Genomic DNA, 26,687 nt, shown 5'->3' on the forward strand with positions numbered 1-26,687 from the left:
GCCCTCACGTAATCCGGAGATGGAACAGGCCGGCGGCCTTGCCGCCTTCGCGCAGCAGGATTTCTTGCGGGTACTCGTTCGCCTGTCCCCACAGAATGCGACCGAGGTCGATCTGATGGCCGTGGGGCGTGTGACACAACCAGCTCACCTCGTCGGTAGCTGCCTGAGCCTTGATGCGCGTGTTCCCTCCGGGCAGCCAGAATACTAGCGCCGCATCGCCCCCGTACTCGTCCTGGAACGATAGAATTGCGGGCTTGATCGTATCTCCCAGCCATGACTCGGCGTCCGTTGGCCCGAGCAGGTCAAGGCTGCCGTCCAGCCCGGCGACCACCAAGGTATTGCTGCCGTTGCTCGGCAGATCCTCTGGCCAGTTACCCACCGCCCGTAGAAATTGACGCAAGCTCCAGACTTCACTGGCCGCGCAAACTTGGTTGCGCGCTTCCTCGTCCCACACCCAACTGGTGCCGCGCCGCTGCCACACCGTGTCCAGCAGTTGCCTCATCGCCGGTAATCCTCGTCATCATCGAACAACGATCCCTGTGCGAGCCGGGGCGCCTGGCTAGCTTGCCATCCGTTGAAGATCGACACAGCGCGTGAGGCCGCGTTGCGAGCCGCCTGATCTGGGCCGTTGCGGTGTAGCCATTCCAGCAGCGGCTTCAGTGCCACGTGCGGCTTGAAGTTCTCGTTCTTCAGCGTATCCGACGCATTGATTCCGCTGCCGTCGAAGCACGCGCCGACCAGCACCAGCGCCTGGTCAAAGTCGGAAGTCAGGCGGCTGCGGTGCCTGCCGGACCATTCCCGAGCGAATTCAAGCGGACCCGCACGAGTGAAGATCTTGTTCTTCTCCACACACCAGCCGCGCTGCACGAATTCGTCGGGCGTGGTGATCGAACCTTTGAGGAATTTCTGAAGCTGGTCGCGTTTCAGCTCCACCGCGTTGCCGAAGGTACGGAGGAACTGACGAGTCATTGGTTCGGCGTTGACCGGGGGCGCCTCCTTCCCTTTGTCGGCGTCCTCGTCGATGAGCTGGTTGATTCCCACGAGCGCATCTTTGACCGAGATGGCGCGCCCCTCGTCAACAAAGACTTTGCCGTAGTGCCGGGAAAAATATTCCAGCGCTTTGCCGCGCCGGATGACCTGAAGATCGGCAGCGGGCAGACCTTCCTTGGCGTGATTTTCCAGCATGGCTTGCAGCTGGTGTACGTCAGCCATGACTTCGCGGCGCATTCGGCCCCAGCTTACCGGCTTGGGTTCCTCCGTGCGCTTCCGACAGACGTGGATGATGTCGTACTCGATGGTCTGAGAGCCGAACGTCCCAGGTTTCGACCCTTCACCCTTGGTTTCGTCGGAGCGGATCGGATACGTAGCTTCCAGATAATATCCCGCGTCAAACAGGGATTCCAGAACAGCCACCCAAGGTTTGTCCTCGCTGTGATGGAACGTAAAAGCGAGAATGCCACCTGGCTTTAATATGCGGTGCGCCTCGCGCCAGCACTGCGTGAGGAGACGCTGGTAGAACCCATCCGGGTCTTCGGGCTCACGCGCACGATTAGCCACTGCCTCCAGTGACTTGGGCGTATATTCCGCGTTGAAGTAATCAGGGTATTTATCTTTCAATACGAGGCGCAACCAAACATAAAAAAAGTCGGCCAACTCGGAGTAATGTAGGAGCCCGCCGAACGGCGGATCGGTAATAACCAAATCGACGCTACCAGTGGAGAGCGTCGTCAGTTCAGTGGATGAACCACACCACACCTCGGCACCATCAACTGCGTCTCCAGGGAATACCTTCTCGCTTTTGCCGCTAATATTTGCCGCGAGGGTCGCACTCGTCCTCCGCAGGCCTTCGACACTGACAGCCTCCCAGGGCTGGATCGCCCAGCTTCGCCCCTCAAGAATACCCTCTGCGCACGACGCCCAATTGCCTCGGCCTAGTTTTGCGAAAACGCAGTTCTCCACGGTTGTCGATTTTGGGTGATAGTTGTTGTTCGCAAATTGCGGTTCCAACTTGTCGCCCTGGATGTTCCACAATGTAAACAGGCTCTGGTTTCGAAGGTATTGCTGAAACGCGCCTAAAACGTACTCCCGTTCGGCGTTCCTGTAGTTTCCCAGAGTCGCGATGGCCTTCAGCATCTGCGTGTGGACAAGCATCTGGCGAGGATTGAACATTGTCCACCAGTGCGTGTGCCCATGATTTGGAATTCCCCCATTGTTCATGTGGGTCATGAACCCGAAAGGCAGCTCGGAGCGAGGCCAGTAGTCCTTGAGGTCGGCGTCCTTGCGCGCTTCCCACTCCACGAGAGCAGCATCGTACTGTCGGGCGTGCGCCAAATCGAACGCGGCAAAGAACCGCCCCCCATAGGGTTTGCCCGCAGCATCTCGCTTGGGCGCATAGCCCTGCGTGGCATATGCCGCCGTCGGGCCAGTCTTGCCTGTCGCCTTGACGGTGGTGAGCACATCCTGCACCGTGCCGCAGGCCGCGCAGGCGTAGTGCGACCTCTTCGGCACCGTGCCGCTCTCCGGGGCGAAAGTGATGTTCGTTTCAGGGCAAGTCACCTCGTCGGGTAGCTTACCGCGCACTTCCAGCAGGCGAATCTTTGCGGCGCGTGCCTGATCCCACCGCGTGGTTGCGGCGACACCGTCCTGCGCCGAGCCGCCGTAGGGCTGGCCGTTCGCGTCCTGCTTCGGCTCGCCCGCCAGCCACTGCGGATGTACCAGCAGGCTGAGTTCCACCTTCTTGTTCTTACCCTTGCCAAGGTTCACCAGCGCGGCGTGGCCGCAATGCGGGCAGATCACACCCTTCTTGCGGTCGAGGACGGAGAACGGATGCTCGGAAGGCGCGACGTAGAGCGGCGCATCGGGAACCATTCGCGCAGCTTCTTCCTCGACGTGGAAGTCGGCGCCGCATTTGCCGCACGTGTGGTCCCAATGTTTTACGGTGATCGCCTTCACCGCCATCACCGGACTCGTCATTATCGGCGTGCGGTGACCGCAGCCGGTGACCTGGCATGGCCCGTGCTTCCCCCAGAATGTATAAATTGTCTCTGGACCATCATATTTGTAGTCCTTGCGCTCATCTCGGGGAAGAGAGAGCGGATCAAAGGCGGAAGACATCACCTTGTTGCTAGGTAAATGCGTCCATTTACCTTTCTCGCCCTCGGGGCCGTCGCAATAATAGTATGGTGTTATCTGAGGTTTTACCTCAGCCTCGATGTCCGCAAGTAGCTTCTTCACCTCCTCTAGATCAACACTGGCTAATTCCTGCTTGACCACGAACCAAGCCACCGGGTTGAGGTCGTTACCGGCCATCTGCATCCCGAGACGGGAGCCCTCCACCAGCGTGGTACCGCCGCCCATGAAGATATCGGCGACCTTGAGATGCTTGAACGCACCCTTTTTCTGGTGGTTAGCGTAGTAGTTATCCCACACGAGCTTTGCCGCGTGTGAAGGGTCTTCAGGCGCTTTGGTCGCCGCCGCAATGAGCATCGAACGGAAAACGCTGGAGCGCCGCCGCGCCCACCACTTAGACATCTGATAGATGGGCTTGCCCGCATTGCCCTCGATCACCGCGACCTGGTTGACCGGCAGGATCGGGAAATCCACTTCAAGACAGGTTTTGGGGCGGTTTGGGTCGCTGAAATCGACAGTTTCCAGCGCGGCAGCCTTTCCTGCGCCGACGGCCTTAGCGACCTCTAGTGCGACTTGATCTTTCTGGGTGGCCACTATTACTGCAATCCTTACTTGGTCAGCTCGACGAATGGCGACAACACTTCCAGCAGTGACAGGCCGCCATGGGTGAGCGTCGGGTAGCCACCCTGACTGCGCCACTTTCTGCGGCCCAAGGCCAACAGATGCGCCCCGTGCGGGCTGTTAATCTGCAGGGCAACCGGCGGCACAAAGGGGCCTGTCTCACCCGTACCCGGCTTGCTCCGCCCGCTGGAAAACGTCTGCTTCAGGAACTGGCCGACCTCACCGTCGGCATCGGGGAAGTAACCTGTGGCCGCGTAGCCGTGGTCGGACGTGATCACCAGCCGCCGTCCGGTGGCGAGACGTTCGACGAAGGCCCAGAAGTCGTCGCTGCTCAGTTGCTCGGCCACATCCTTCGTCAGCGGCTCCAGCCCTTGGCCGGCGCCGGACCCGTCATGGAGCTTGGCGTCGGGCCAGTGATGCCAGAAGACTTGGTTCGGCGTGCTACCGACCAGCGCCCCGCAGTCCTTCCAAGGCAGATCGACGGTTTCCGTCTGCGCAGGTTGTAGTTTGTGCGAGCCGCCGCCGCCGTTGTTCTGAAGCTTGCTCCGACTGGCGAAGCCAAGCGCGCGGGCAAATTCATTGGTTTCGCCGGGCAGTTCAGAGCCATTGGCGCTGACCTCATGGACGGTCAAACCCCGCTCCCTCGCGCCCTGCAACAGCCATGGTAGCTCGCGCAACGACAGACCGTCGAGGATTAGCACCGCTTTGGCGCTAAAGGGCTCAGCCCACCAGCGCAACAAACGGTAAGAGTTGCGTTCAACGCTGTCGCCGAAGGATTGCCACAAATCCCAACCGCTGGAGGAAAGGAACAGATCGAGTCCGCCGATTTCGCGGTCGCGTTTAACGACCTCGCTGGGTGCGTTGCCCATCGCCAAGGGCTTCGAGGCAATCTCGACGGCCTGGGCGACAATGACGCGCCAAGCGTCAGCGTCCGTGCCTTGCGTCAGGCTGCGGAGGGCGCTGACGGTCAGGGCCACTAGTCGTCCTCCTTCTCAAGATTCAGCTCGAAGGTCATACCTTCCGGTAGTTTCTTAAGCAGTTCCCTGAGCTGAGCGCCGGTCGCTGTGGACACCTTGATCGACACTTCGTCTAAGCGCGTGGCGGGGCCGATGCCCCAGCCTTCAATTTTGCCGATCAGGTTGAGCGGCGACGTAGCCGGGTTTGACAGAGCAGTCCGCCTCCTCGCCGTGGCGGCGCCGCCGAAGATGTCACTGGACGCAGGGGCCGGCACCGGAGAATCACCCGGTGCGGGTTCAGCGACGCCTGGCGTTGATATTGCGCCGCCACCGAGCAGATCTCCGCCGGCCGGTGTTGGCGTCGGCACGGGCGCGGCCGGCGCGGAGCCGCCCGTCGCAGGCACCGCAGAAGGACGCATCACGAACACGTCGTCGAGGTGACGGCCCGTGAGTGAGAGTTTGGGCCGCAGCCGCCGCCATGCGGTGTCCTCGTCCTCGCCCGGATGGGTTTGCAGATATTCCATTCCGCGCACGTTGAGGGCGATCTTGCCCTTGGCGCACAGGCGCAGCAGACGCTCCTTCATCGCCGTCTCGCCCAGCCACGGGATGCAGTCTTGCCCGGCAGGGCGTGGCTCTTGGAGTTCGCGTAGCAGCTTTCCGACCGCATCGTTGTTGTCGGCGAATTCGAGCACCAAATCCTCGAAATCCTCAGGCACGAACAGATCGTTGGTCAGCGCCTCTTCAATGGCCTCAGGAATTTGCGAGCCTTGCTTATCCAGACGCTCGACGCTGAATTTGCACTGCGCCGGGTCGGCAAAATTCCAGCGCTGCAGCACCGCGAAGCGGTCAAACCGCTTCTTGAGATTGTCGCGGAGAGTGGTCTCGAATTCCTTGTGGAGTTTTCTGTATTCCGGATTTTGACCGCTCCATTCCTGCGCCTTCATCTCGGCGCGAGCGAGGATGAGCAGGTCGCGATCTTGAAAGGCGTTCGTGCTGCCTGCGCGCGGCAGCAGGAAGCGAACGGTGTTTCGGCGCTTCTGCAACTGATCTTTGAGCCAGCGACCTAGTGTGGCGTCGAGCTTGTCCGGTTCTTCAGGCAAGACAAGGACGGGTAAACGGTCATCCCAGTTGTTTGACTGTTCGGCTTCGTCAAGCGATGTCCATGGATCGTTGACCCAAGCCTTCGGCAGCGCGATCACCCGAAAGGTCCTCGCCACCTCGTCGCTGCCGCCGATGACGTAGCGCACCTGCTTGGCTAGCTGCGCCTGATCGGCGCCATCGGCGAACAGCTTGTCATTGCGCGCGTAGGCTATCAGTTTGGCGCGCGGGTTTTCATCCTCGCGGAAGAGCAGCTTCGTGCCTTCCTGATGGATGTTGAAGCTGTTCTCGATGATGGTCGCCAGCTCGACCTGAAAGGCATTGTCGTCGACTGGCTTGTTGCGGGTGATATCGAGCTGCAGCGTGGCCGGTTCGGCGCCGGCGAGGTTGCCCACAGCGATCGAGCGCAGCCACAAGGCGCTGATGATTTCCTGCAGGTGCGGGGCGATACTGGCGTGGTCGTGTCGCGCCTCTTGCACCGAAATGATATTCTGTTGAGCCTTCTCGCGCAGAGTGCGATGGTGTTGATTGGCCACGGCTTCCAGCAATGCGCTGATGCCCGAGGTGTCATCGTCCAGCCTGAAGTCGGCAGCGGTGAGCACAGGCACGGCCTCGCCACGGCTCTTGTACAGGTTGGCAAGGATACGGATCAGATCGCGCGTTTCTTGCGCGTCGGTGGCGATCAGCACCTGCTCTTCAAGCAGCCGCAGCAAATGGGGCGCATAGGGCCAGGATTCTGTGAACTCCTGCCGTTTGCGCTCTTGCTCGGCAGGCGGCACGTCCAGCAAGCGGAAAGACTCAGCAACATGCTGCGCGACCAATGCGTCAATCGTGCCGCTAGCGATCTGCAAGCGGTTGTCGAATAGGCGGTGCATCAGCATGCGACGGCGGTCTTGCTGGATGCGCTCGGCGCTACCGGCGGCCTTGAAGTCAATCGCAACGGGATTGACGCGATGCACCTGTTGATAGGCGTCGCTGCCGCCGTTGCGTACCGAGATCACCAGCACCAACAGATCGGGACGCTCCTTGGCGATCTCCGAAAGGATTTGGATGAAGTTGAACGCCCAATTTTTCCACGGGTACTGCTTGGTATTGGTGAGTCCATCGTACCATGTCTGAAACTCGTCGAGCAGCAACATCGTCGGCTTGTTTTCCAACAGCTCGATGATGAGCTTGTCGGACGGAATCTCGGTCTTGGATGCGCCTTGGCCTTCCCATTTGCCGTTTATAAAGGCGCCGTGCGGATGGTTCTCAAACAGCACGTCCCACAGGTACTTGTATCGGTGGCGATGTAGGCTTTCGCCGATGACGTGCATCCCATCGCGCAGTTCGATCGTACCGATGGACGGATCGTTCAGAGTGGTCGCCCACGCATTGAGCCATGCGCCCGTCGATGCAGGGTTCGTGACTGCGTGATAGAGCGCCGCCATCAAGTGGGACTTGCCGAGGCCCCGTTCGCCAATCACCACCACGGGCCGCCCGTGGTTAGGGCCGACGGCCTCAATTCCCTTCAGCAGATCATGCGTGGGATAAGTGATTTCGAGGAATTGGCTGGCTGCGACCTGGGTTGCGCCCGTCTGCTGATCGTTAGCCAGCTCAATGGCAGTGCCCTTGAGGCGCTTGCCCCGAAATTCTTCTCGTAACGTCAGCCCAAGCATCACTTCCCCCCGCTTTCCGTGATCGACGCGCGGAAAGGCTCAACATTGATCTTCTCGACTCGCTGCATGATTTCGGCCAGCTCGTACTCGAGCTGAAGCACCAGCCAGTCACGCGCGGGCGTGCCAAACGCCTTTTCTAACCGGACGGCCATCTCTGGTGATATGCCGGACTTGGCGTTCAACAAATTGCTGAGCGTCTGCCGATCAACCCCAAGGACGCGGGCCGCATCGGTGACACTCAACCCATTCTTTTCAAGGCAATCCTGCCGAACCGTCGTTCCTGGATGCATCGCCTGCCGATTTACCCCTGTCCCCAAGACCTGCCTGTAGAGTGATAATCGACGCTCGACAAGGCGATCAGGCGATGGGTTGCTGCACGCCTCTCAATTTTGCTCGACGGCTCCGAGGTCGGCACCGACGGTGGCAAGGTGAAGAATCATAGTTTGTTCCCATATGTCGCGTGTGCTAACCACCGCTTGGTGTTGCTGTTCAACACCTTGGAGTGATATCCGTCATGCTCTTCACGACCGGGCAGCTGCGCTCAGCATTCCGCCTCAGCAAGCAGCAATGGCGAAGCTATCGCGAGGCTCTGCCGCCGCTGGCAAAAGAGCAGGGTCGATCAGGCTGCTTCAGCGCAAACGATTTGCTCGCAGCCAGCGTTGTCCATCAGGTCAGCACGGCCCTTTCGATTCCACTATCCACATTCACCAGCGTTGCGACAGCGTTGTTCGAGCTATGCGCGGCATTTCCTTGGCCGCAGCTGGAGCGGTCTAGCCTTTTGATCGATTTTGAGGCGGATCGGGTCGAACTCATTGATCATGAGCGTCGCGTTACCGCCGCAGCGGTCGCTCTGCTTGTCGAACTGGCGCCGCTCGTTGCCGAGCTTCGCCAACATCTCCTGACCGGCGTTCCCGACCAGCAGCGTGATCTTGCCTTCCCCCCGATGATCGCCGGGACGCGCCGATGAGCTTCATCGACGTCATCGAGCGTGAATCGGTCAAACTCGGCTATCGAGGCGAAGCGCTGCGCCGCGACTATGCCTTTAGTAATATATGGGGCGAAGGGGACACGACCTACTCGGTGCCGTTTGCGGCGTTTACGCAGACCCCGCCCTCATATCGTTCCGCCGCTTTCGCCGTGATCGAAGCCAGTCCAGACACTGCAGCTGAAGTAATCCGCGCATATCGCGCGCTCGGTGCGCCGGTATTCTTAGTAATCGAGCCGACGCAGATTTCCGCTTGGCAGGTTCATGCCAACAAGCCGCCACACAAGTTTGCCGAGTTCGGACTCGATGCGATTCCGCTTTTCTTTTCCGAACGGCGCGACAGTTGGGCTCCCGATCGCATCCATCGGGCTAAGTCGATTGGTCATATCGAACCTAAGGCTCAGCTCGATTTTGTCGACCTTGGTCTGATGCCGGCGATCGCCGGCGAAATTCATGTGAAGCTCGACAGGCTGATTCGGGAGGCGGTGGCCGACACGCGTGAATTTAATGGCGACGACGCGATCCGTATTTTTTTTCGCGGTGTCTTCCGACTGCTGGCCGCGAAAATACTGATGGATCGCCAGCACGCGCGCGCGCAGAGTTGGAATGTTGAAGACGTCCGATCCGTACTCAACGCGATGGACGACTTCTACGAACTGGGCAATGTGTCGCAAGCGTGGCCACCGTCAGCGATCGCTGCGCTTGAGCCGGTCTGGGCAATCTTTCGATCGGGGTTCAACGTCGCCAATATCTCGGCCGACGACCTTGCCCATGTATATGAATCAACGCTCGTCACCGACAAAGCACGAGCGGAGTTCGGTACGCATAGCACACCGAGGCATGTAGCCGACTATATCGTTGGTCGACTGCGACTGTGGGAGTTTGGGGCGACGCCCCCCCGCGTTGTCGAGCCATTCACCGGCGCGGGCGTGTTTCTTGGCTCAGCTCTCCGGTTCATGCGCGATGCTCTGCCTGCCGATTGGGACGACGAGCAGCGCCACGATCTTTTGGTCAAGCATATCGGCGGGGCCGAGATTGATCCGTTCGCCGCTGAGGTGGCAAAGCTCTCGCTCATCCTCGCCGATTATCCGAATGCCAACGGCTGGCGGATAGACGAGGCCGATCTTTTTGAAGTCGACAGGTTGCGGGCGTGTCTCAACGGCGCCCGCGTCGTGCTGTGCAATCCCCCATTCGAAGCATTCACCGAGGACGAGGCGAAAGCCTACCCGGAAGCGGTGAAGGTCAGTCGCTCGAAGGCGGTCTATGCGCTTGAAATGGCGCTGCGTGCCGAGCCGGACATGATAGCGTTTGTGTTACCCAACACCGTGCTGGTTGATCGGCGATATCAGCGCCAGCGTATCGCGCTTGAGCGGCTCTACCGCGAAATCGAGATGGTGGCGCTACCCGACGGCATCTTCAATGTGTCGCAGGCAAACAGCGCGTTGGTAATCGCGCGCAAAGTGGCGGCCGATGATGACCAGCATTTCCGCTCCGCGGTTGTATTAGACGGCGACAAAAGATCCTTTGCTGCGACTGGCCTGACATCGCTGGAGCGAGAGCGTTCACGGCCTCCGGCAAGCGTGCCGACCGGGAATCTATGGGTGTACCCGTCGCAGGATTTATGGGACCGGTTCCAGAACCTCCCGAAGCTTGGATCACTGCTAAAGGGAAGCTGGGGCCTCAGGTGGCGCTCGGGACAGCGAGCGCGGACTAGCGACATGCCTGGTCCCGATCACGAGCTGGGCTATCAGGACAGCGCGAGTCTCCATCAATATCTGCTCGGGAATGCGCGCTGGATGGACGTACGCGCAGACCATATCCTGGCAGGCGGCAATCTTGCATGGGACGAGCCCAAAATCCTATGTAATGCAACGCGGCTCAGTCGCGGCTATTGGCGGTTGGCTGCCGCGGTCGATCGATTGGGTCGCCGCGCAACGCAGCAGTTCATGGGTCTGTGGCCGCAACCAAGTGTCGACGTTGATCTCGATGCATTGGCGGCGGTCATCAACGGGCCGGTGGTCAACGCCTTCTTATCCGAGCATTCGTTCGACAAAAGATTCCGGATCGGCAAGCTGGAAGAGGCGCCGATCCCCGCCGAACTGCCTCCTGAACTGGGCGCGCTCAGCCGTGACTATGCGGCAGCCGCTGCGCGCGGCGCCGATCCGCAGCAACTCGCGGATAAGCTCACCGCGATCGACGCGCTGGTTTTCGATGCTTACGGCCTAAGCAGCGAAGATCAGGCAGCAATCCTGGCGCATATGGGTGATGATCGCCCGGTGGTGGGCACCGCTTCTCGTCGGCGACTGGTCAAGGTTGAGCGTAGCGGTCATGATCACACGCAAAGCTTGTTCGCGCCCGAGAGCATTGAGCGCGACCAGGGCGATGGACTCGGCACCATCGTCGCGCGGGTGATTGGCGAGCGGCGAATTGCAGAGGCTATAGTCCCGACTCCGGTAAGCAATTGGGCAGGTCACGTGCTCGACGCACCGGCTCTCGAAGCAGAGCTAGCGTTGCCGCCGGGCGAATTGGCGCGGTGGACGGCAGAAGGCGGGGTCATTTCCCTCAGCGACGATGGGCGTGGCCCCCTCTATCCTTTAGAGCAGTTTACGAAGGGTCAGCCGACACCCGGCGTGCGGTCCGTCATCGAGATCGTCGGCAAGCCGAACGTCGCTTGGTTATGGTTGCGAACTGTCCGGCCAGCGACGGATGAACCGGCACCGATCGCGCTATTGAAAGCAGGCAAGATCAATCGGGTCTTGGACCTGGCCAAACGTGACTTTGCGTGATCATGGTCGTGGATGGGTCTCTGCTCACCAGTCAGACCGTTCTCTTCGAATTTTCCAACTATGTCCGAATCATACCATCGGTCTATCAGGCGACGCCTCTCGGTTGTGCGGCCGGAAATTCGAGATTCGGCGGAACCGACAAGAGCTTTGCGGTGCTGTATGCTGCCCGCGACCTCGCGACGGCGCTTGCGGAGACCGTGGTCCGCGACCGTTTTGAAGGACTTGAAGATCGCCGCCTGTTCGCTGCGGAACTGTCCGATCGCGCTGCGGTACAGATTGATACGATCAAGCCCCTGCGTCTTGTGGACTTGCGCAAGGGCGGCTGCCTCAAGCTCGGTGTGTCTACCGACATCGCTGGAGCCAAATGCTTCGATGAAGCACAGAGCTTCTCGGACCTCGTTCACAAAGATGCGAATATCGACGGCATTCTCTACGCGTCACGGTTGACGAGCCAAAACTGCGTCGCGATTTTTGATCGCGCGACGACTACGCATCTTACAGTCAGTAGCGTTGCGCCCCTGTTCCAGCTTGAGCGCGTAAGTAATGCCGTGAAAAAACTCAACGTCCAATTGATTGGTTGAGTCCACCATAAGCCGCCGTGTGCCGCTATTTCCCACATAGCCCGCAGCGACTACGCCAACGTAGCGGCCGCGGCGCAGGTTAGGATCGCGGTCGTTACGCCGTTACGTCGATGCCAGGCCTATCGGGAGCTTACCATGCTAACCCGATTGCCGAGGACATGGCGAAACGCGCGATCGCGGCAGGTCAGTATAACGACCTGCATCCTCTCGGCCGCCTCGCTCAAAATCTCGACCATCAGGTCGAGCCGCGCATCATCGGCATAGACGAGCGGGTCGTCCAAGATCAGCGAGACGGGGCGGCCTTGCTCCAGAAGCATGTCCGCGAATGCGATCCGCGTCAGCACCGCCAGCTGTTCCTGTGTGCCGCGCGACAGATCGCCGCACCCTTCGCTGATCCCGCCGCGCACGACGGCTTCCAGCGTGAGGTCTTCAGAAAAGCTCAGGTCGCAGCATGGCAACAGCCGCTCGATATGGCGTTTCGCGCGCTTTGTAACCGGCCCAACGAACTTCGCCGATGTCTCATCGCGCGCTTCGTCGAGGGTGTCGCGTAAGAGCTCCAGCGTGTCGGCCTCCTCGGTGATCCGCTGCAGCGCCGCACGTGCCGCTTCCGCCTCCTCCCGCGCCCCGGCCTCCCTGTCAGCAAGTCCCTTCCCGCCCTCACTCTCGATGGTCCCCTCGAGCCGCGCGACGTCCATTTCGAGTTTGGCACGAGCCTCCCCTGCCGCCTGCACCCGCGCATCGATTGTCTCGATCCTGCGCATGATCGCCGCAGGGTCGTGCGCGGTCGCGTCCCGGGTCGCCTCCTCAAGCTTCACGGCTGCTTCAGCGGTCTGCTCTCGGGCCCGAGCGACGTCTGCCGTCAGGGTTGAGAATTCCGGACGACCCTCGATCGCCTCGATCTGGCTGTTGGCGTTCGCCAGCGTGCTGGCCGCGCCTGCTTCCGCGCTGGCCAGCGGCGCATCCTCTTGTTCGACCCGGCGGAGGGCCTCAACAGCGCTTTCCTGCGAACCCTCGGCTCGCGCAAGAGCGGTGTCGGCCGCTTCCAGCTTTGCGGTGAGCAGCGCGACGTCCGGGATATCGGCTGCGACCGCTTCATCCTCGTCGATCATTTCGACGATGAAGAGCTTGAGCGCATCCGGACCGGCGGCGAGCCCGATAATGTCGTCGGCCGGCGTCACTGCCGCGATGCGCGCCGCGATCGTGCGCAACTCGCCTACGGCATCTCGCGCGGTATCATTGCGCGCGCGCGCCTCCGCCAAACTCGTAAGCCCGAGGTCCGCAAACGCAGACGTTTGTCGCTCCAAAGCTGAAGAAAGCGCCACTTCGGCACTCGCCGCCCCTGCTGGCGGCGTGATGATCAACTCGGCATTGCCGAGGCGAAGGCGAGTTTCGCCCGACAAAGTTCGCTCACCGATCGCCATCGGTTCACCGTCGATCGATATGCCCTCAGCGTCCCCGACAAGGGCAATCCGCGTCGCACCTGCGGCGCGCGCGGCGCGCGCCGCAGCGACGAGCCGCTCGTTTGCCTCGATCGCGTCCATTGCCTTCGCCGGTATCAGCGTCGCGGTCAGCGCTGTGGCCTCTTCCTGAAGCCGCTCTAGGTCGACCAGCTCGGCGTGCCGCGCGCATGCCGCTGACACCGCGCCTCGGCGGCGCGTGGCGCGCAAAAGCTCCTCGCCCGCGGTGAGGGCACGGCGAGCTTCCTGGCGGGCGGTGCGCGCGGCTTCCAACGCGCTGCGCGCATCAGCAAGCCGGTGCTGCGCGGTGGCCAATCCCTCGCGGACTTCGGTGCGGCGTGAGCGCGCAGCCTCGAGCGCGAGTTCGGCGCTGGTGCGTTCTTCGGTTGCCTTGCGATGCCGATCGACGAGGTCTTCAAGGTTGCGCGTCTTCGCGCTGATGGCCTCATGCTCGGCCCGCCGCGTCGCGAGAATCTGGGCAGCTGCGCGAGCGGTCTCGAGAGAGGCGGTAAGATCCTTCCGTGTTTGCACGTCTGTGTCGTCCGCGATCTCGCGGTGAACGACCTTCAGTCTGGAGCGCGCATTTTCGAGTTCGGAAAAGGTCCGCTCAAGCCCCGCCAGACGTTCGGCGGCCTCGCGGGCGGCCGCATCGGCCTGTTCGACCCGCTCGCGGGCTTCGTTTTGTCGCCCGCGTTTCTGTCCGGTGGGAGACCAGTACCGTCCATATTGCTCATCAATCCGGGCGCGGACACGCGCATAGGCCGGGCCTCCCATGATCGAGCCGACCTCGGCTTCCAGGGTCGATCGGACTGTGTCGCGCACGATCTGCCCTGGTCCGGTGACCGCGAGCGCCTCAGCTTGAGCAACCCAGAGGAGCCCCAGAGCGCCATAGCTCCCGGCATCACCCTTTTGGCTGGTGTCGCGCACCGATCCCAGGAGTGCATGCAGGCGAGCTTCCGCTTCTTCCCCCTGTGCTTTGCCTTGAGGACCGGTGACCTCGATTGATGCGCTGCGCAGGAAGCGTTTCGTCACCGTCCATGGTGCCCCGTCGGCATCGAACGACACCTGGATCTCCGGACCAACCGCTTCGCCATAAGGCGCGAACGATTGGGCAAGCTGGTTCTTCGTACCATGGCGAACGAAAAATGCCGCGCGAAGCGCCTCGAGCACCGTCGACTTACCGGTCTCATTGGGTTCGATGACGATGTTAAGACCGTCGGTTAGGCCCTCGATCGCCATCGGCTCACGAAACTTGCGAAAGCCGTCGATGGCGATCCGGCGCAGGTACAGGCTCATGCCCTGTCCTCCCGGCTATATTCGACGAAGAGTCGCTCCAGGGCACGCTTGGCAATCAAGCCATCGGGCCCGCCCGTCTCAATTGCGGCAGACAGTTTCGCCGCGGCGACGCCGAGCATGCCCTCAACCGCGAGGCTGGCAAGATCGTCTTCGCTAGGGCGGCCGACAAGATCGGCTGCGCGAACGTCGAGATAGCGGACACGGTGCCCGACATCGTTTTCCAGTCTGCCCAGCATGCCGACCCGGTCCGTAAGGCTCGTGATGCCGGCCAGCGATAGTTCGAGCAGCGTAGAAGGCGGATCGATCGCTCCCAACAATTGGTCGCACTCCGCATTGAACCCCGCCTGATCGTTCACCGTCCAGCTTCGCTTGATCCACTGGAAGCGACCCGTGCGGATCTGCGTCACCACTGGGTCGCGACCTCCGTCGATATCGACCAATAGCACTTGGCCGGGGTCATCGCGCTGGAAGCGATCGGTTTCGGGCGTGCCCGCATACCAGGTTCGCGCATCAATATTGAGCGTCCCATGCCAATCTCCCAGCGCGAGATAATCGAGCGTGGAGCGACGAGCCCGGTCGGGCGCGATCTGATTCTTGGTCTCGCCCTGTGTGCCGAAGTCGCGGATCGATCCGTGCGCGAGGCCAATTCGGATGTGGCCGCCCGGTGTCGTCATGGTGTCGAACAGCTCGGTGGGATCATCGAGGTTATGGCGATGCGTCAGCGGCGCGGGAAGGAGCCAGATTCCGGGCTCGATTTCGTGGGCCCGCGCTTCCGATAAGACGGTGATGCCGCTTCCCGCGCGGTGACGGACACGATCCCAGAGACCGCCGTTGCGGGCAAAGTCGTGATTGCCCGGCAGCAGCCACCATCGACACGCATGACGCTCCATTCGGGAGATGGCTTGAACGATGGTGCGGTCGTCAGGCCCCTCGGTGTCAAAGACATCGCCCGCGACCAGGACATGAGCCGCCCCGTGGAGAGCTGCTTTCTTCCCGATCTCATCGATGGCATCGAAGCGTGCCTCGGAAAGTGCGGCACGCACCTCCGGTTCAAACCGCCCGTAAGGTTTTCCGAGCTGCCAGTCGGCTGTATGGATGAGCTTCATTGCGGCCCCGCAGATGCGTGTGTCATCTTAGTCCGATCGCACGGGCCCAGGCATCGACCTGACCAAAGGCATCCTGTTGCCACTCGTCCGGCGTCCGGCCGTCCAAGGTATCGGAGCCCTCTACGAAGTTGCGCACGCATGTCGGTCCGTAGCCGTCTGGGTCGTCGAATTTCGCAACCACGTGCGCGAAGCCATCCCGGCCACTCTGATGCTCGAGCAGCGGGCGGCAATCGTCCGCGAGCGCATCGATCCCGCCGGGGTAATTCCGGATCGAGTAATAGACGTCATAGGCGTCCTTCTGCTTGTACCGTCCGTCGAGCGCGAAGCCTTTCATGGCGAGAAGCGCCGGGATTGAGGCGACCGCAATCATGACCTTGTTGGTCCCGCCTTTGGGCATGTCGCCTTCGATCGCAACGAGCTCGTGGAAATGAATGGCGAGTTCCGCGCCGGAGGCGCGCTGGGTCGCAAACTCGGTGGTAAGTGGCGGCCGGTTCTTTTCCAGCACCGCGTCATAGGGCCGCAGGAAATCGACGATCACGTCGATCGGCGGTCCGTCATCCTTCGGCTGGACAGTCCGGACCATCTGAAAATATTTGAGCGTGTCGCGGGGAGCATAACCCTGCCCGTGGAGGGCGTCGACGAGAGCGACATACTCCTCGCCGGCGGCAAGGGCCTGCGCGTCGAGACTGAGATCGATGTCGAGGGTGCCGACGTGGCGCATCTCGCTGTCCTCGAGCAGCAGCCAAGGCACGGCGCCGCCAATCGCCGCAAACTTACCGCGGAAGCTTCCCAGCGTCTGGCCGATCTCGACGAGAACTGATCGGACCGCGGCGCTTGTGCGATCGTCGTAGTCGTTGGCCGATTGCGGTTCGTCATTCATGCTGGCCACCGCAAAAGCTTGTCCTTGAGATGTTCGGCCCCTTCGGCGCCCCGCTCGCCGCCCGCCATGAGATCAAGATAGGTCTGGACGGGGCTGGTCACGATGACCCCTGGAGCGACCAACCGTGCGTCATCAAGCACGCCATCCTCGTCGGGGACGCGCACCACGACATTCGCACCCTTGGCCGGCGCGCTCAGATTGAGGATCGTCTGCAGAGCACCAAGTCCCTTTTCGTCGGCATAGAAATAGCTGGTGCTCTGCCGCACGAACGGCGCGTACCAAGCAGCCGCGCTGAACGAGGCCAAGGCCACCCTGCCCTCCTCCGACGCCAGATTACCCAAGCGCTCCGCCAGAGCCTTGCCATGAAGGTGGGTATAGAGGCGGACCTCCTCCCCCTTGGGCTGCTCATAGTTGCGGGCCCATTCGTCTAGCAGACCGGAAGGATCGACGAGACGTAGCCCTTGCTCCGTCTGGTCAGCCCATTCTCGTTCGCGCAAGGCGGTGCCAACTGTACTGACCAGCCCGAGGCTAACCTTGGCTTCTTCAGCAAGCTCGGTCACGCGCCAGGGCCGATGCGGCTCGTTCAGCAATACGCGCAGGATCCGGGTCGACTTTGGTTTGAACAGGGTGCGCAGGGAACGTCGTTCGGGATCGGGTTTCCCTTCAACCTTGCGCTCGATGAAGATGGTATCGACAACGAGGCGCGCGTTGCCCTGGAAATCAAGGTAGGCGATGTCTTCCTCGCGACATGCCGCCTGCGCCTGTTCGGATAAATAGGGGGCGATGAACATCGGCACGCCCTCTTGGCCGGTCTGATCCAGATAACGTTTGAGCTGGTAGGCTACTTGGTGCGCAATCCGGGGTTGCCCGTTGCTTTTGACCTCGACCACGAGCCTGAGTGGTCGGCCGCCGAATTCGGTTTCAGCGATGATGTCTACGCCTCGATCAGCCTCGCCTGGCCTGCCACCCAGCGTCATTGGGCCGACGGCAAATTGAGGGATTGAGCCTAGAAAGGCCTCAAGCGCTTCTGCCGCCCGTCGTTCGATGCCAATTGGGTCTTTCACCGAACCGTTGAAACCACGATTCGGCTGAAATAGCAACAGATTTCAGTGAAACGCGCCTTTCAACAAACCGTTGAAAATGGCAAATCCGTGAAACAAGTTCCATCTGATGGGATATCAGGCCCTTTGCGACCAAAGGGCCCGCGCGGCTGCCTCAGTGATCGTGTACACCGCCTCACGTTGAGCGCCCCGATTATGGTGGTCTACACGGTAGCCCTGATAGTGTCGCCGGACCAGACCGGCGCGGACGAGATCGGAGACGGCGCGGCTGACGTTGCACCGGCCTGAGCGCCGGACCCGTTCGCGGACCTCATTGTCGATCGCCCTTGCGGCCTGCTCGGCGTCGTCCGGCAAGGCATCCTGCGCAGCAAGCGAAGCTTTGACCTCTTCGACGATGATCAGGCGACGGGCATCACGCTTTGCCATCGGAACCAGTGAATCGCACAGCCAATCGCGGAGCGGCACGCGAACCTCGTCCTCGGTATCGACATAGGGGCCCGCTGAACCGCTGTTCCCCCCGGCGGCTTTGGCAATGAGGTTGAGGACCATGAACGCGTAGCGCGGTCGCGGCGAGAAATCCGCGATCCGTTCGATCAGCGCCGGCAGATTCAGGCTCTTGGCAGGCGCTCCCTGGCCGACTTCAACGGCATCGAAAAGGTCGGCTTGGTGGAACATAAGATGAATCTTAGCATCGCTTGCGGCAATGTGAATCCCGTTCGTGCGTCTTTCGTCAGTTTTTTCTGCTGGGCACTTCTGGCCCGCTTGGCCGCTCACGCGGCGACCACCTCAAGTCAGTCGCACTTGGTATCTAGGCCTGCTCGACGGCGCGGAGGCGCTCGGTAACGTCGCTGACGCCTGGTGCATCCCACACATCATCGCGAAGGTAGAATTTATGGCTCTTCGTATAATCGACGAAGCTCGTTCGCTCGAACACCACGCTTGCAGGGATCAGCGCCGCGCGAATGACGCAGAAGTCGTCGTTGAAGAGAACGCCGGCCAATATATCGAAACCGTCCGTCGACCGGATCGCAGACATCTGACGCGACTTGTTGCGCTTGTGCAGCCGACGGCCCTTGATCTGATAGCGGACGCTGTCCGAGTCCGCCGCGTCGAAGCCCTTCTTCGAATTCGCCTCCTGCTCCCAACCGAAAGCTGTGCAAAAGAGATATTCGGCCAAGTCTCCGGTCGGATTGTTGGCAGACCGCAAGACGTTGCGCGATCGTAGTTCCTCGTTGATTGCGGCATGGAGCGCGAGCATCTCCGCGATAGACTTGCCGTTGAGATCGTTCATCGGAGCAATCTGCCGGATTCCAACGTCGGCCGCTATCCAAGAGACCTCCACGAATTTTTTTGCGTCGGAGACGTGCGCCTTTTTGCCGGTCGTTGCGGCAACGGCGCGAGAGGCGATCTCCATCGCGCTTGACTCGGGCGCGCCCTCAGCAGAACAAAGAGGGAACGAATCAACCGCCTTCCGAGTCTCTGTGATGCTATGCGCGAGTCAGCCGTCCTTGATGATCTACGTGCGCGCATCGCGCAGATCGAGGGCACTGATGGGCGCCACTACGCCATTCCGTTCGGGATCGAGAGCATTGATTGTCGCCTGCCTGGCGGTGGCATAGCCACAAGCGCGCTGCATGAGATCGCCGGCAGTACCGATCTGGCTGACGAAGCCAGCGCAACGGTGTTCCTTGCAGGCATTCTAGCGCGTGTCGAGGGTCCGGTCTTCTGGTGTCTGCGCTGGCGTGACCTCTTTGCCCCTGCCCTTCACCTGGCTGGACTGCATCCGGACCGGGTGATCCATGTCGAGGCCGGCAGCGACACCAACGTGCTCCTCGCGATGGAGGAATGTTTGCGCCAACCAGGCCTTGCCGGGGTGGTTGGCGAAGTCGCGAAATATTCGACCACTGCCTCCAAACGCCTGCAGCTCGCGGCAGAGGGTTCGGGCGTAGCCGCCTTCGTCTTCCGACGCGCCTCGAGGGTTGAGCAGGCCGTAGAGGGAACGGCTGCGGTGACGCGCTGGCGCGTGACAGCTCACCCCAGTGAGGACCTTGGTATTCCGAGCCTCGGGCGACCACGCTGGCGGGTTGAGCTGGAACGCGTGCGCGGCGGAAATCCGCACAGCTGGATTGTGGAGGGCTGCGATGCGACGGGTCGTATCGCTCTTCCTGCCGCACTGGTCGACCGACCGGCTGCGCAGGAAGAACGCCAGTTCGCGGCCTGACGCGGCACCTGCACCGATGGTCACGGCGATCCCGGACCATGGGAGACGGGTGGTGGCGTCCGTTGACGGGCAAGCACGGACACTCGGGATCGTACCGGGTATGACTATCACCAAGGCACGCAGTTTCGCGCCAGAGCTTCTGGTCGTCGACGCGGAGCCGGAAGCCGACCTTCAAGGGTTGCGGCGTCTCGCGCTTTGGGCCGGGCAGCGGTACAGCCCCGTCGTTGCGCCCGATGTGCCAGATGGCATCTGGCTGGACATTACGGGTTGCGCCCCCCTTTTCGGGTCCGAGCAGGCGCTTCTGAAGGATCTGCACAGGCGGGTCGCTGGTTTTGGTCTCTCGTTGCAGCTCGCGGTCGCGGACACGGCGGGATGTGCGCATGCGGTGGCCCGCCAGGTTCCCGCTGGCCGCCCCGTGACAATTGCTCCCGGCGACCACCGCAAAGCGATGGCGCTGCTACCGATCGCTGCGCTGCGCCTGGATGCGCGAGACGTGGAAGGCCTTCGAAAGCTCGGGTTCGAGCGGATTGAACAACTCGTTGGTGCGCCGCGGGCGCCCCTCGCCAAGCGCTTCGGACGCCAACTCTATCGCCGGCTCGATCAGGCGCTGGGCCAGATACCCGAGCCTATCGACCCGATCTTCCCGGACCATCTGCCTCGGGCCCGCCGTGGCCTGATGGAGCCGATCGCCACGCCAGAGGCATTCGCAAGGGTGATCGGCGATCTAGTCGCCGACATCGTGGTCCAGTTGACCGCGTTGGGCAAAGGAGCTCGTCGGCTCGATTGTCATTTCGCTCGCGTCGATGGGCACCGGCAGGCGATTCGGGTCGGAACGGCCGCTCCGTCGCGCGATCACGCGCATCTGACCAAGCTGCTGTGCGCGAAGATTGAGACGATCGAACCAGGGCTGGGCATAGAAGCAATGACGCTCGTGACGCCGCTTGCCGAAGCGATGAGCGCTTCGCAAAGCGACGGCCTGGCAGGTTCCGGTCGCAAGGGTCCGGACATTGCCGCGCTGATCGATGCGCTCGCTAATCGCTTCGGCCAGAGGCACCTTCACCGCGCGGGGCCTCAGCCAAGCGCAATGCCTGAACGCTCCGTGGCGCGGTTCGCGGCGTTGGCCAGTTCCAGCGGCATAGCCTGGGCTGGCGACCTGCCTCGACCGGCGCGCATGCTGGATCGGCCGGAACCGATCGATGTGGTTGCCCTGCTCCCCGACGAGGCACCTCGCTTGTTCATCTGGCGGCGAAGGCGATACCGCGTTACCCAAGGCGACGGACCCGAGCGCCTATATGGCGAGTGGTGGCGCGATCACAGCGTTGAAGGCGAGCAGCCCTATACGGTGCGCGACTATTATCAGGTCGAGACCGAAACCGGCGGCCGCTATTGGCTCTTTCGCGCAGGCGACGGGGAGAATCCGGTCACAGGGCCGATGCGCTGGTTTATCCATGGAGCGTTCGCGTGACCGCCGATAGCGGCTATGTTGAGCTGCAGGTCACAACCCATTTCAGCTTTCTGCGTGGAGCCTCCAGTCCAGAGGAGCTTTTTGCCGCCGCCGCGCTGCTTGGGTTGCCGGCCCTTGGCATCGTCGATCGGCATTCGGTCGCGGGCATTGTACGTGCCTGGGACGCGGAAAAGACGACCGGCGTGCGTTCGATAGTGGGCTGTCGACTGGATCTCACTGACGGCACGGCACTGCTCGTCTATCCCGCCGACAAAGCGGCCTATGGTCGCATGTGCAGACTCTTGAGCGTCGGCAAGGGACGCGCAGGCAAAGGCGCCTGCCATCTGGACTGGTCGGACCTCGAAGAATGGCACGATGGCTTGATCGCGCTCCTCGTACCCGATGGCGCCGATGCCACGACCGAGACCGCGCTTGCTCGCATGCGCCGCATCTTTGGAAATCGCTGCTATGCGGCACTGTCGATCCGCCGGCGCCCACGCGACGCGATCCGGCTTCGCGATCTTGCCGCCATGGCTGCCGCAGCGCGGGTGCCGACGGTCGCTACCAACGACGTCCTCTATCATGCACCCGACCGCCGACTTCTGCAGGATGTCGTCACCTGTATCCGCGAGAAATGCACGGTCGATGATCTGGGCGAGCGCCGTGAGGGCTTTGCCGACCGCCATTTGAAAACAGCAGCGGAGATGGAGCGCCTTTTCCGACGCTATCTGAAGGATGTGAGCCCGGTCGCCCGTACGGTGGAGTTGGCGGCCCGATGCACGTTCAGCCTTGAGGAGCTCAAATACCAGTATCCGGACGAAATCCAGGTCCCGGGTCGCACGCCGCAAGAGGAGCTTGCGCGGCTGACGTGGGAGAAGGCACCCGAGCGCTATCCTGAAGGCCTGGATGCCAAGGTGCGGTCGCAGCTCGAGCATGAGCTGCGACTGATCGCGGATCTCGATTATGCGCCTTACTTCCTGACCGTGCACTCGATCGTGATGGAGGCGCGCCGGCGCGAAATCCTGTGTCAGGGGCGCGGCTCGGCCGCCAACAGCGCCGTTTGCTATGTCCTCGGCATCACCTCGATCGACCCCGTGCGCTCCGAGCTGCTGTTTGAGCGCTTCGTCAGCGCGGAGCGCAGGGAGCCGCCCGATATCGATGTCGATTTTGAGCATGAGCGGCGTGAGGAAGTGATCCAGTGGATCTACGAAACCTATGGTCGTGACCGCAGCGCTCTGACCGCGGTGGTGACGCGATACCGCGCGCGCGGTGCGGTCCGCGAGGTAGGCAAGGCACTGGGGCTTTCAGAAGATATGACCGCAGGGCTATCCGGTGCGGTGTGGGGGTGGAGCCGGGAAGGCGTCGAGGAAAAGCATGCGGCCGAGCTCAACATGGATCTTAGCGACAAGCGGCTTATGCTGACGCTGGAACTGGCGCGGCAGCTCATCAACACCCCGCGCCATCTGTCGCAACACCCTGGCGGCTTTGTCCTGACGCGCGACCGGCTGGACGAGCTTGTTCCGATCGAGCCTGCGGCAATGGAAGACCGCCAGGTGATCGAGTGGGACAAAGATGACATCGATCTTTTAGGCTTCATGAAGGTCGATGTGTTGGCGCTTGGCATGTTGAGCTGCATGCGCAGGGCGTTCGAGTTTCTGGAGAATGACAAAGGGATCAAACACGACCTCGCCACGATCCCGGCGGAAGATCCCGCGACCTATGCGATGATCCGGAAGGCGGACACCCTTGGCGTCTTCCAAATCGAATCCAGGGCGCAGATGGCATCGATCCCGCTGATGGCGCCGAAGACATTCTACGACCTGGTCATCCAGGTCGCGATCGTGCGGCCCGGACCGATTCAGGGGGATATGGTTCACCCCTATCGGCGTCGCCGCAACGGCGAGGAGGCGGTGACCTATCCGACCGAGGAGCTGCGGCGGGTCCTGGAGAAGACGCTCGGTGTGCCGCTGTTCCAGGAACAGGCGATGCGGGTCGCCATCGAGTGCGCCGGCTTCACGGCGAGCGAGGCCGACCTTCTCCGGCGAGCGATGGCCACTTTCAAGCTGACAGGCGGCGTGTCGCATTTCCGCGACAAGCTGATCGATGGCATGGTTGCGAGGGGCTACGACCGTGAGTTCGCCGAGAAGACGTTCAAGCAGATCGAGGGATTTGGGTCCTACGGCTTCCCTGAAAGCCACGCCGCCAGCTTCGCGCTGATCGCCTATGCCTCGTCCTGGGTGAAGTGCCATCATCCCGACGCGTTTTGCGCAGCGCTGCTCAATGCGCAGCCGATGGGCTTCTACGCACCGGCGCAGATCGTGCGCGACGCGCGCCAGCATGGCGTCGAGATCCGGCCGATCGACGTGAACCACAGCCGATGGGATTGCACGCTCGAGGAGGCAGCCGGTCGTTACAAGGCCGTGCGGCTTGGCCTCCGTATGGTGCGCGATCTGGCCAATGCGGACGGCGCGGCCATCGTCACGGCACGCGGAAAACAGCTCTATTCCAACGTTGAAGAAATCCAGCGCCGGGCCGGCGTTGGTCGTGGGGCGCTTGATCGCATCGGCGAGGCGGATGGGTTCGGTTCACTGGCGCTCAGCCGTCGTTCGGGCTTGTGGGACGTGAAAGGGCTCGGCAACGCTGCCCTGCCCCTGTTCGCAGCTGCTGACGAGCGCGATGGCAAGCTTCGGCAGGAGGCAATCGAACCGACCGTGCTGTTGGCACCAATGGGCGAGGGAGCGGAGGTCGTGGAGGATTACCGCGCGTCGGGGCTGTCACTGCGTGCGCACCCGCTTGCGTTCCTTCGCGATGAGCTGAAGGCGCGAAAGATGATCACCTGCGAGCAGCTCCAGACCGTCAAGGACGGACGCTGGATCGAGCTGGCCGGCATCGTGCTGGTGCGTCAAAAACCCGGGTCGGCGAAGGGTGTCATGTTCATCACGCTGGAGGACGAGACGAATGTCGCCAACCTCGTCGTTTGGACCAATGTGTTCGAAAAGAACCGTCGCACGGTGCTCGGCGCCTCGATGATGGGCGTGCGAGGGCAGGTCCAGCGTGAGGGCGAGGTCATTCACCTCATTGCCCAGCGCCTCGATGACCTGTCGCCCCTTCTCGCCAGCGTCGGCCATCGTGCCGACGTTTCCGAAGTCTACCGCGTCAGTCGTGTCGATGTAGTCAAAAGCCCGATGCGCCCGGACCCACGCGACCTCGGCGCGTCGCCGCTTGGCAGGTCACCGCGGGATATCTTCATTCCGGATCTCCGCCTTGGGTCTGGTATCGTTCCAGGGCAGCCGACAGAAGGCATCAAGGTTAAGCCGCGTGACTTCCGCTAATAAGCTTTTGTCCGCGCGCCGTGGTTTCATATTCCGGTCGCCACTGCCATGATCGGTGCTTGAGCGTGGATATTGAGCGGGAGACGATTCGTCGCGGCAGGAACGACCAAGGACGCTCTGACAAGCACACCGCTCGATTACCCTTTCGAGATCTGGCCGGCCTGCTTCGCGCTGCATAATGGTCAGGCCGAGCGTCTGCCCGTAGCGTCTTTGCCGCTCGACAACCTTGGTGACTATCGATCGATCGTCGCGAAGCTAGAGCCCGCCAGTATCGACCCGCGCCGCAGCGCCTTTAATATACCCAATCCCATAGGTCTCTTGAGCTGCGGATCGAATGCCAGCCCACGCAGGATGGCAGAGAAGCTGAACAGCAGTACGAGCAGCGCAGCACTAGGTGTTCGTGTTTCGACCACTTCCTATGTGCCGTGCTACGGGGCCACTCTATCCTATTATGGCAGCGTACCGGCGACGTTCGCTGCGCGGTCAGGAAGCGCACTCCCGTTCCTGATCATCACCGATGCGACGAATTTGGACGCGATGGTGGAATCCGAGACCCGAACAGGAAATTACGATCTTTATCGCTCGATAGAGGGCAACGCCGCGATCGACTGCGAAATGCCGGTCTATGCCTTCATATGCCGCTTTGGGCCGTTGTTGCTCGATGGCGAAATCTGTCGATTGGCGGAGTTTCAAGCCGACGAAAATCTCGGCGTCTCGCAGAGGTCGCTGGTTGGCGATTTGCTTGAGCGATTGGGCTATGATGTCACGCCCGATCGCTTCGCTGAACAGGTTGGTGATAAGGCGTGGTGGGCCGAACTGCGCGGTCGGATCATCGACCGCTTCGCTTCAAGTCCCGATTTAGAGGGGTTCGAGCGCCTTGGTTGAACCCGCCGCCCTCGATCCTGAAATCTTTCCGCCTGAGAATGCGATAGCGGCCAGCGCAACCACCGATCGAGCCCGATTGGCACGAGGCTATTATGTCATCGTGACACCCAAGACGAAGAAGGCGTTGGGCTTGGGCCGGTGGGCAGCGTTGGTGTTCGTTCACCCTGTCCTGGCGCACATCGACGACGACCGAAAAATGCGAGACTATCTCGCGATCCACTGCCGGGTTCGGGTGGATAGGAGGATGCCGGACGAACTCGGCAAGGTCTGCCTCGACCAGACTTTGCGGAACGCGCTTGGCATTCCGTTCGGTCTCTTTCCGGCGCTGAAACCTGAGCTCCCGCTATTCCTGTTCCCGGCGAGCCGGACTTGGTCGGCAACGCTACGCCTGATCGTCGCCAGTGTGTTCGGTCTCCGCTTCCTGGCAGCCCGCTCGGCCCCCGCAGCCGTGGCCGATATCGAGAAGGGCTACGTCCGACTCCCGGATGACTTGCTGTCTGTTATTGGCGCCCTTCCTGCCGACGACGTGGTAGTCGAGCGGCCGATCGCCGTCGGTGGCCCTAAGCTTACCAAGTTTCGCATCATCTCGGAAAAGCTGAGCACCGCGATCGCCAGCAAGGGATTCCTTGACGATCGGCGCGACCGGTCAGGGTCGGGGCAACTTGCACCGCCTGCCAAGAGCAGCCTGCTGGATCGTTTCCGAATGGCATCGCCCCCGACGCACCTGCCCCTAAATCTGCGTTATCCGAGGACCAAGGATCTCCTCTACGATTACAAGACCTTCGCAGATGCGGGAATGATCGAACCCAATGTTGTGACAGGGTTGGCGGCTCTCGAGGTCACAGAGACCGACGTGCCGTCTATCTTCATGGACCGCGATGCCAGAACGAAAGGCATCAATCCGGACAGGCCCGCCGAGGCAGCCGATTATCTGACGCCCTTCATGGTGCGGCGGAGCATCTTGTCCGCGGCAGCGCGTGACTCGTTGGGAACCGCGTTTGCGGTCACCATTTCCCTGATCCAGTTTCCGTTGATCTTCGTTGCGAATAAGGCCGGGATCTCGGTGTGCCAGTGGATCGCCGGCGTCACCGTGGCGCTCATCGTCAGCCTCGCTTTGATGATCGCAAGACTGCGCCAGCAAATCTGATCGGACCTTCCCCTATTATTGCGGTGGGCGAAGCGGATCCCGAA

19 protein-coding genes are annotated in these 26,687 nt (G+C 61.6%); 8 read left to right on the plus strand and 11 right to left on the minus strand.

Translation table 11 applies throughout. The features are described 5' to 3' along the window. Positions 1-4: 4 nt before the first annotated feature. Genes LQ220_RS14845 through LQ220_RS14865 form a run of 5 tightly spaced genes read right to left on the minus strand, consistent with a single transcriptional unit; the run spans position 5 to position 7,752 of the window. Positions 5-502, minus strand: coding sequence for a hypothetical protein (locus tag LQ220_RS14845; protein WP_230188969.1), 498 nt, complete (start codon positions 500-502; stop codon positions 5-7). After that, positions 499-3,723, minus strand: a complete 3,225-nt coding sequence (locus tag LQ220_RS14850; RefSeq protein WP_230188970.1) for a hypothetical protein — start codon at positions 3,721-3,723, stop codon at positions 499-501. The genes LQ220_RS14845 and LQ220_RS14850 overlap by 4 nt, the downstream gene beginning before the upstream one ends. Positions 3,724-3,737: 14 nt before the next feature. Beyond that, complete coding sequence (locus tag LQ220_RS14855; protein WP_230188971.1) at positions 3,738-4,727, minus strand: hypothetical protein; 990 nt, start codon at positions 4,725-4,727, stop codon at positions 3,738-3,740. Continuing rightward, the gene (locus tag LQ220_RS14860) at positions 4,727-7,462 is read right to left on the minus strand and encodes a DUF499 domain-containing protein (RefSeq protein WP_230188972.1); all 2,736 of its coding nucleotides are present in this window, start codon (positions 7,460-7,462) and stop codon (positions 4,727-4,729) included. Before LQ220_RS14860 ends, LQ220_RS14855 begins: the two co-directional genes overlap by 1 nt. Beyond that, positions 7,462-7,752, minus strand: coding sequence for a HigA family addiction module antitoxin (locus LQ220_RS14865; protein ID WP_290369049.1), 291 nt, complete (start codon positions 7,750-7,752; stop codon positions 7,462-7,464). Before LQ220_RS14865 ends, LQ220_RS14860 begins: the two co-directional genes overlap by 1 nt. A gap of 224 nt (positions 7,753-7,976) precedes the next feature. On the opposite strand from LQ220_RS14865, the gene LQ220_RS14870 reads away from it, so the two are divergent. Genes LQ220_RS14870 through LQ220_RS14880 form a run of 3 tightly spaced genes read left to right on the plus strand, consistent with a single transcriptional unit; the run spans position 7,977 to position 11,814 of the window. Then, positions 7,977-8,429 carry a hypothetical protein gene (locus tag LQ220_RS14870; protein ID WP_230188974.1) on the plus strand — a complete coding sequence of 151 codons (453 nt, stop codon included), beginning with the start codon at positions 7,977-7,979 and terminating at the stop codon, positions 8,427-8,429. Continuing rightward, entirely contained in the window at positions 8,426-11,233 is a 2,808-nt protein-coding gene (locus tag LQ220_RS14875) for an N-6 DNA methylase (protein WP_230188975.1), read from the plus strand. Before LQ220_RS14870 ends, LQ220_RS14875 begins: the two co-directional genes overlap by 4 nt. A 2-nt stretch (positions 11,234-11,235) precedes the next feature. Next, positions 11,236-11,814 carry an RES family NAD+ phosphorylase gene (locus LQ220_RS14880; RefSeq protein WP_290369052.1) on the plus strand — a complete coding sequence of 193 codons (579 nt, stop codon included), beginning with the start codon at positions 11,236-11,238 and terminating at the stop codon, positions 11,812-11,814. 119 nt (positions 11,815-11,933) lie between these two features. Here the strand turns inward: LQ220_RS14880 and LQ220_RS14885 are convergent, their stop codons facing one another. The 6 genes from LQ220_RS14885 to LQ220_RS14910 all read right to left on the minus strand — a co-directional run bounded on the left by LQ220_RS14885 (position 11,934) and on the right by LQ220_RS14910 (position 19,028). After that, positions 11,934-14,567, minus strand: a complete 2,634-nt coding sequence (locus LQ220_RS14885) for an AAA family ATPase (RefSeq protein WP_230188977.1) — start codon at positions 14,565-14,567, stop codon at positions 11,934-11,936. Beyond that, on the minus strand, positions 14,564-15,673 hold the full coding sequence (locus LQ220_RS14890) for a metallophosphoesterase (protein WP_230188978.1): 1,110 nt from the start codon (positions 15,671-15,673) through the stop codon (positions 14,564-14,566). Before LQ220_RS14890 ends, LQ220_RS14885 begins: the two co-directional genes overlap by 4 nt. 22 nt (positions 15,674-15,695) lie before the next feature. Then, positions 15,696-16,553, minus strand: coding sequence for a nucleotidyl transferase AbiEii/AbiGii toxin family protein (locus tag LQ220_RS14895; protein ID WP_230188979.1), 858 nt, complete (start codon positions 16,551-16,553; stop codon positions 15,696-15,698). Continuing rightward, positions 16,550-17,530, minus strand: a complete 981-nt coding sequence (locus tag LQ220_RS14900; RefSeq protein ID WP_230188980.1) for a type IV toxin-antitoxin system AbiEi family antitoxin — start codon at positions 17,528-17,530, stop codon at positions 16,550-16,552. Before LQ220_RS14900 ends, LQ220_RS14895 begins: the two co-directional genes overlap by 4 nt. Positions 17,531-17,731: 201 nt before the next feature. Beyond that, positions 17,732-18,289 carry a hypothetical protein gene (locus tag LQ220_RS14905; RefSeq protein ID WP_230188981.1) on the minus strand — a complete coding sequence of 186 codons (558 nt, stop codon included), beginning with the start codon at positions 18,287-18,289 and terminating at the stop codon, positions 17,732-17,734. Positions 18,290-18,422: 133 nt separating this feature from the next. Continuing rightward, positions 18,423-19,028, minus strand: a complete 606-nt coding sequence (locus LQ220_RS14910) for a hypothetical protein (protein WP_230188982.1) — start codon at positions 19,026-19,028, stop codon at positions 18,423-18,425. Positions 19,029-19,103: 75 nt separating this feature from the next. Between LQ220_RS14910 and LQ220_RS14915 the strand changes: the two genes are divergently transcribed. From LQ220_RS14915 to LQ220_RS14935, 5 genes are all read left to right on the plus strand, one after another. Next, a complete protein-coding gene (locus LQ220_RS14915) occupies positions 19,104-19,835 on the plus strand; it encodes a damage-inducible mutagenesis protein (RefSeq protein ID WP_230188983.1) in 732 nt (243 codons plus the stop codon). Further along, a complete protein-coding gene (locus LQ220_RS14920) occupies positions 19,756-21,300 on the plus strand; it encodes a DNA polymerase Y family protein (RefSeq protein ID WP_230188984.1) in 1,545 nt (514 codons plus the stop codon). The genes LQ220_RS14915 and LQ220_RS14920 overlap by 80 nt, the downstream gene beginning before the upstream one ends. After that, the gene (locus LQ220_RS14925) at positions 21,297-24,611 is read left to right on the plus strand and encodes an error-prone DNA polymerase (RefSeq protein ID WP_230188985.1); all 3,315 of its coding nucleotides are present in this window, start codon (positions 21,297-21,299) and stop codon (positions 24,609-24,611) included. Before LQ220_RS14920 ends, LQ220_RS14925 begins: the two co-directional genes overlap by 4 nt. Before the next feature lie 72 nt (positions 24,612-24,683). Next, a complete protein-coding gene (locus LQ220_RS14930; protein WP_230188986.1) occupies positions 24,684-25,496 on the plus strand; it encodes a hypothetical protein in 813 nt (270 codons plus the stop codon). Then, positions 25,489-26,643 carry a hypothetical protein gene (locus LQ220_RS14935; protein ID WP_230188987.1) on the plus strand — a complete coding sequence of 385 codons (1,155 nt, stop codon included), beginning with the start codon at positions 25,489-25,491 and terminating at the stop codon, positions 26,641-26,643. Before LQ220_RS14930 ends, LQ220_RS14935 begins: the two co-directional genes overlap by 8 nt. The last annotated feature ends 44 nt before the right edge of the window (positions 26,644-26,687 follow it).

The organism is Sphingobium sp. CECT 9361, assembly GCF_918741285.1.
Lineage (GTDB): Bacteria > Pseudomonadota > Alphaproteobacteria > Sphingomonadales > Sphingomonadaceae > Sphingobium.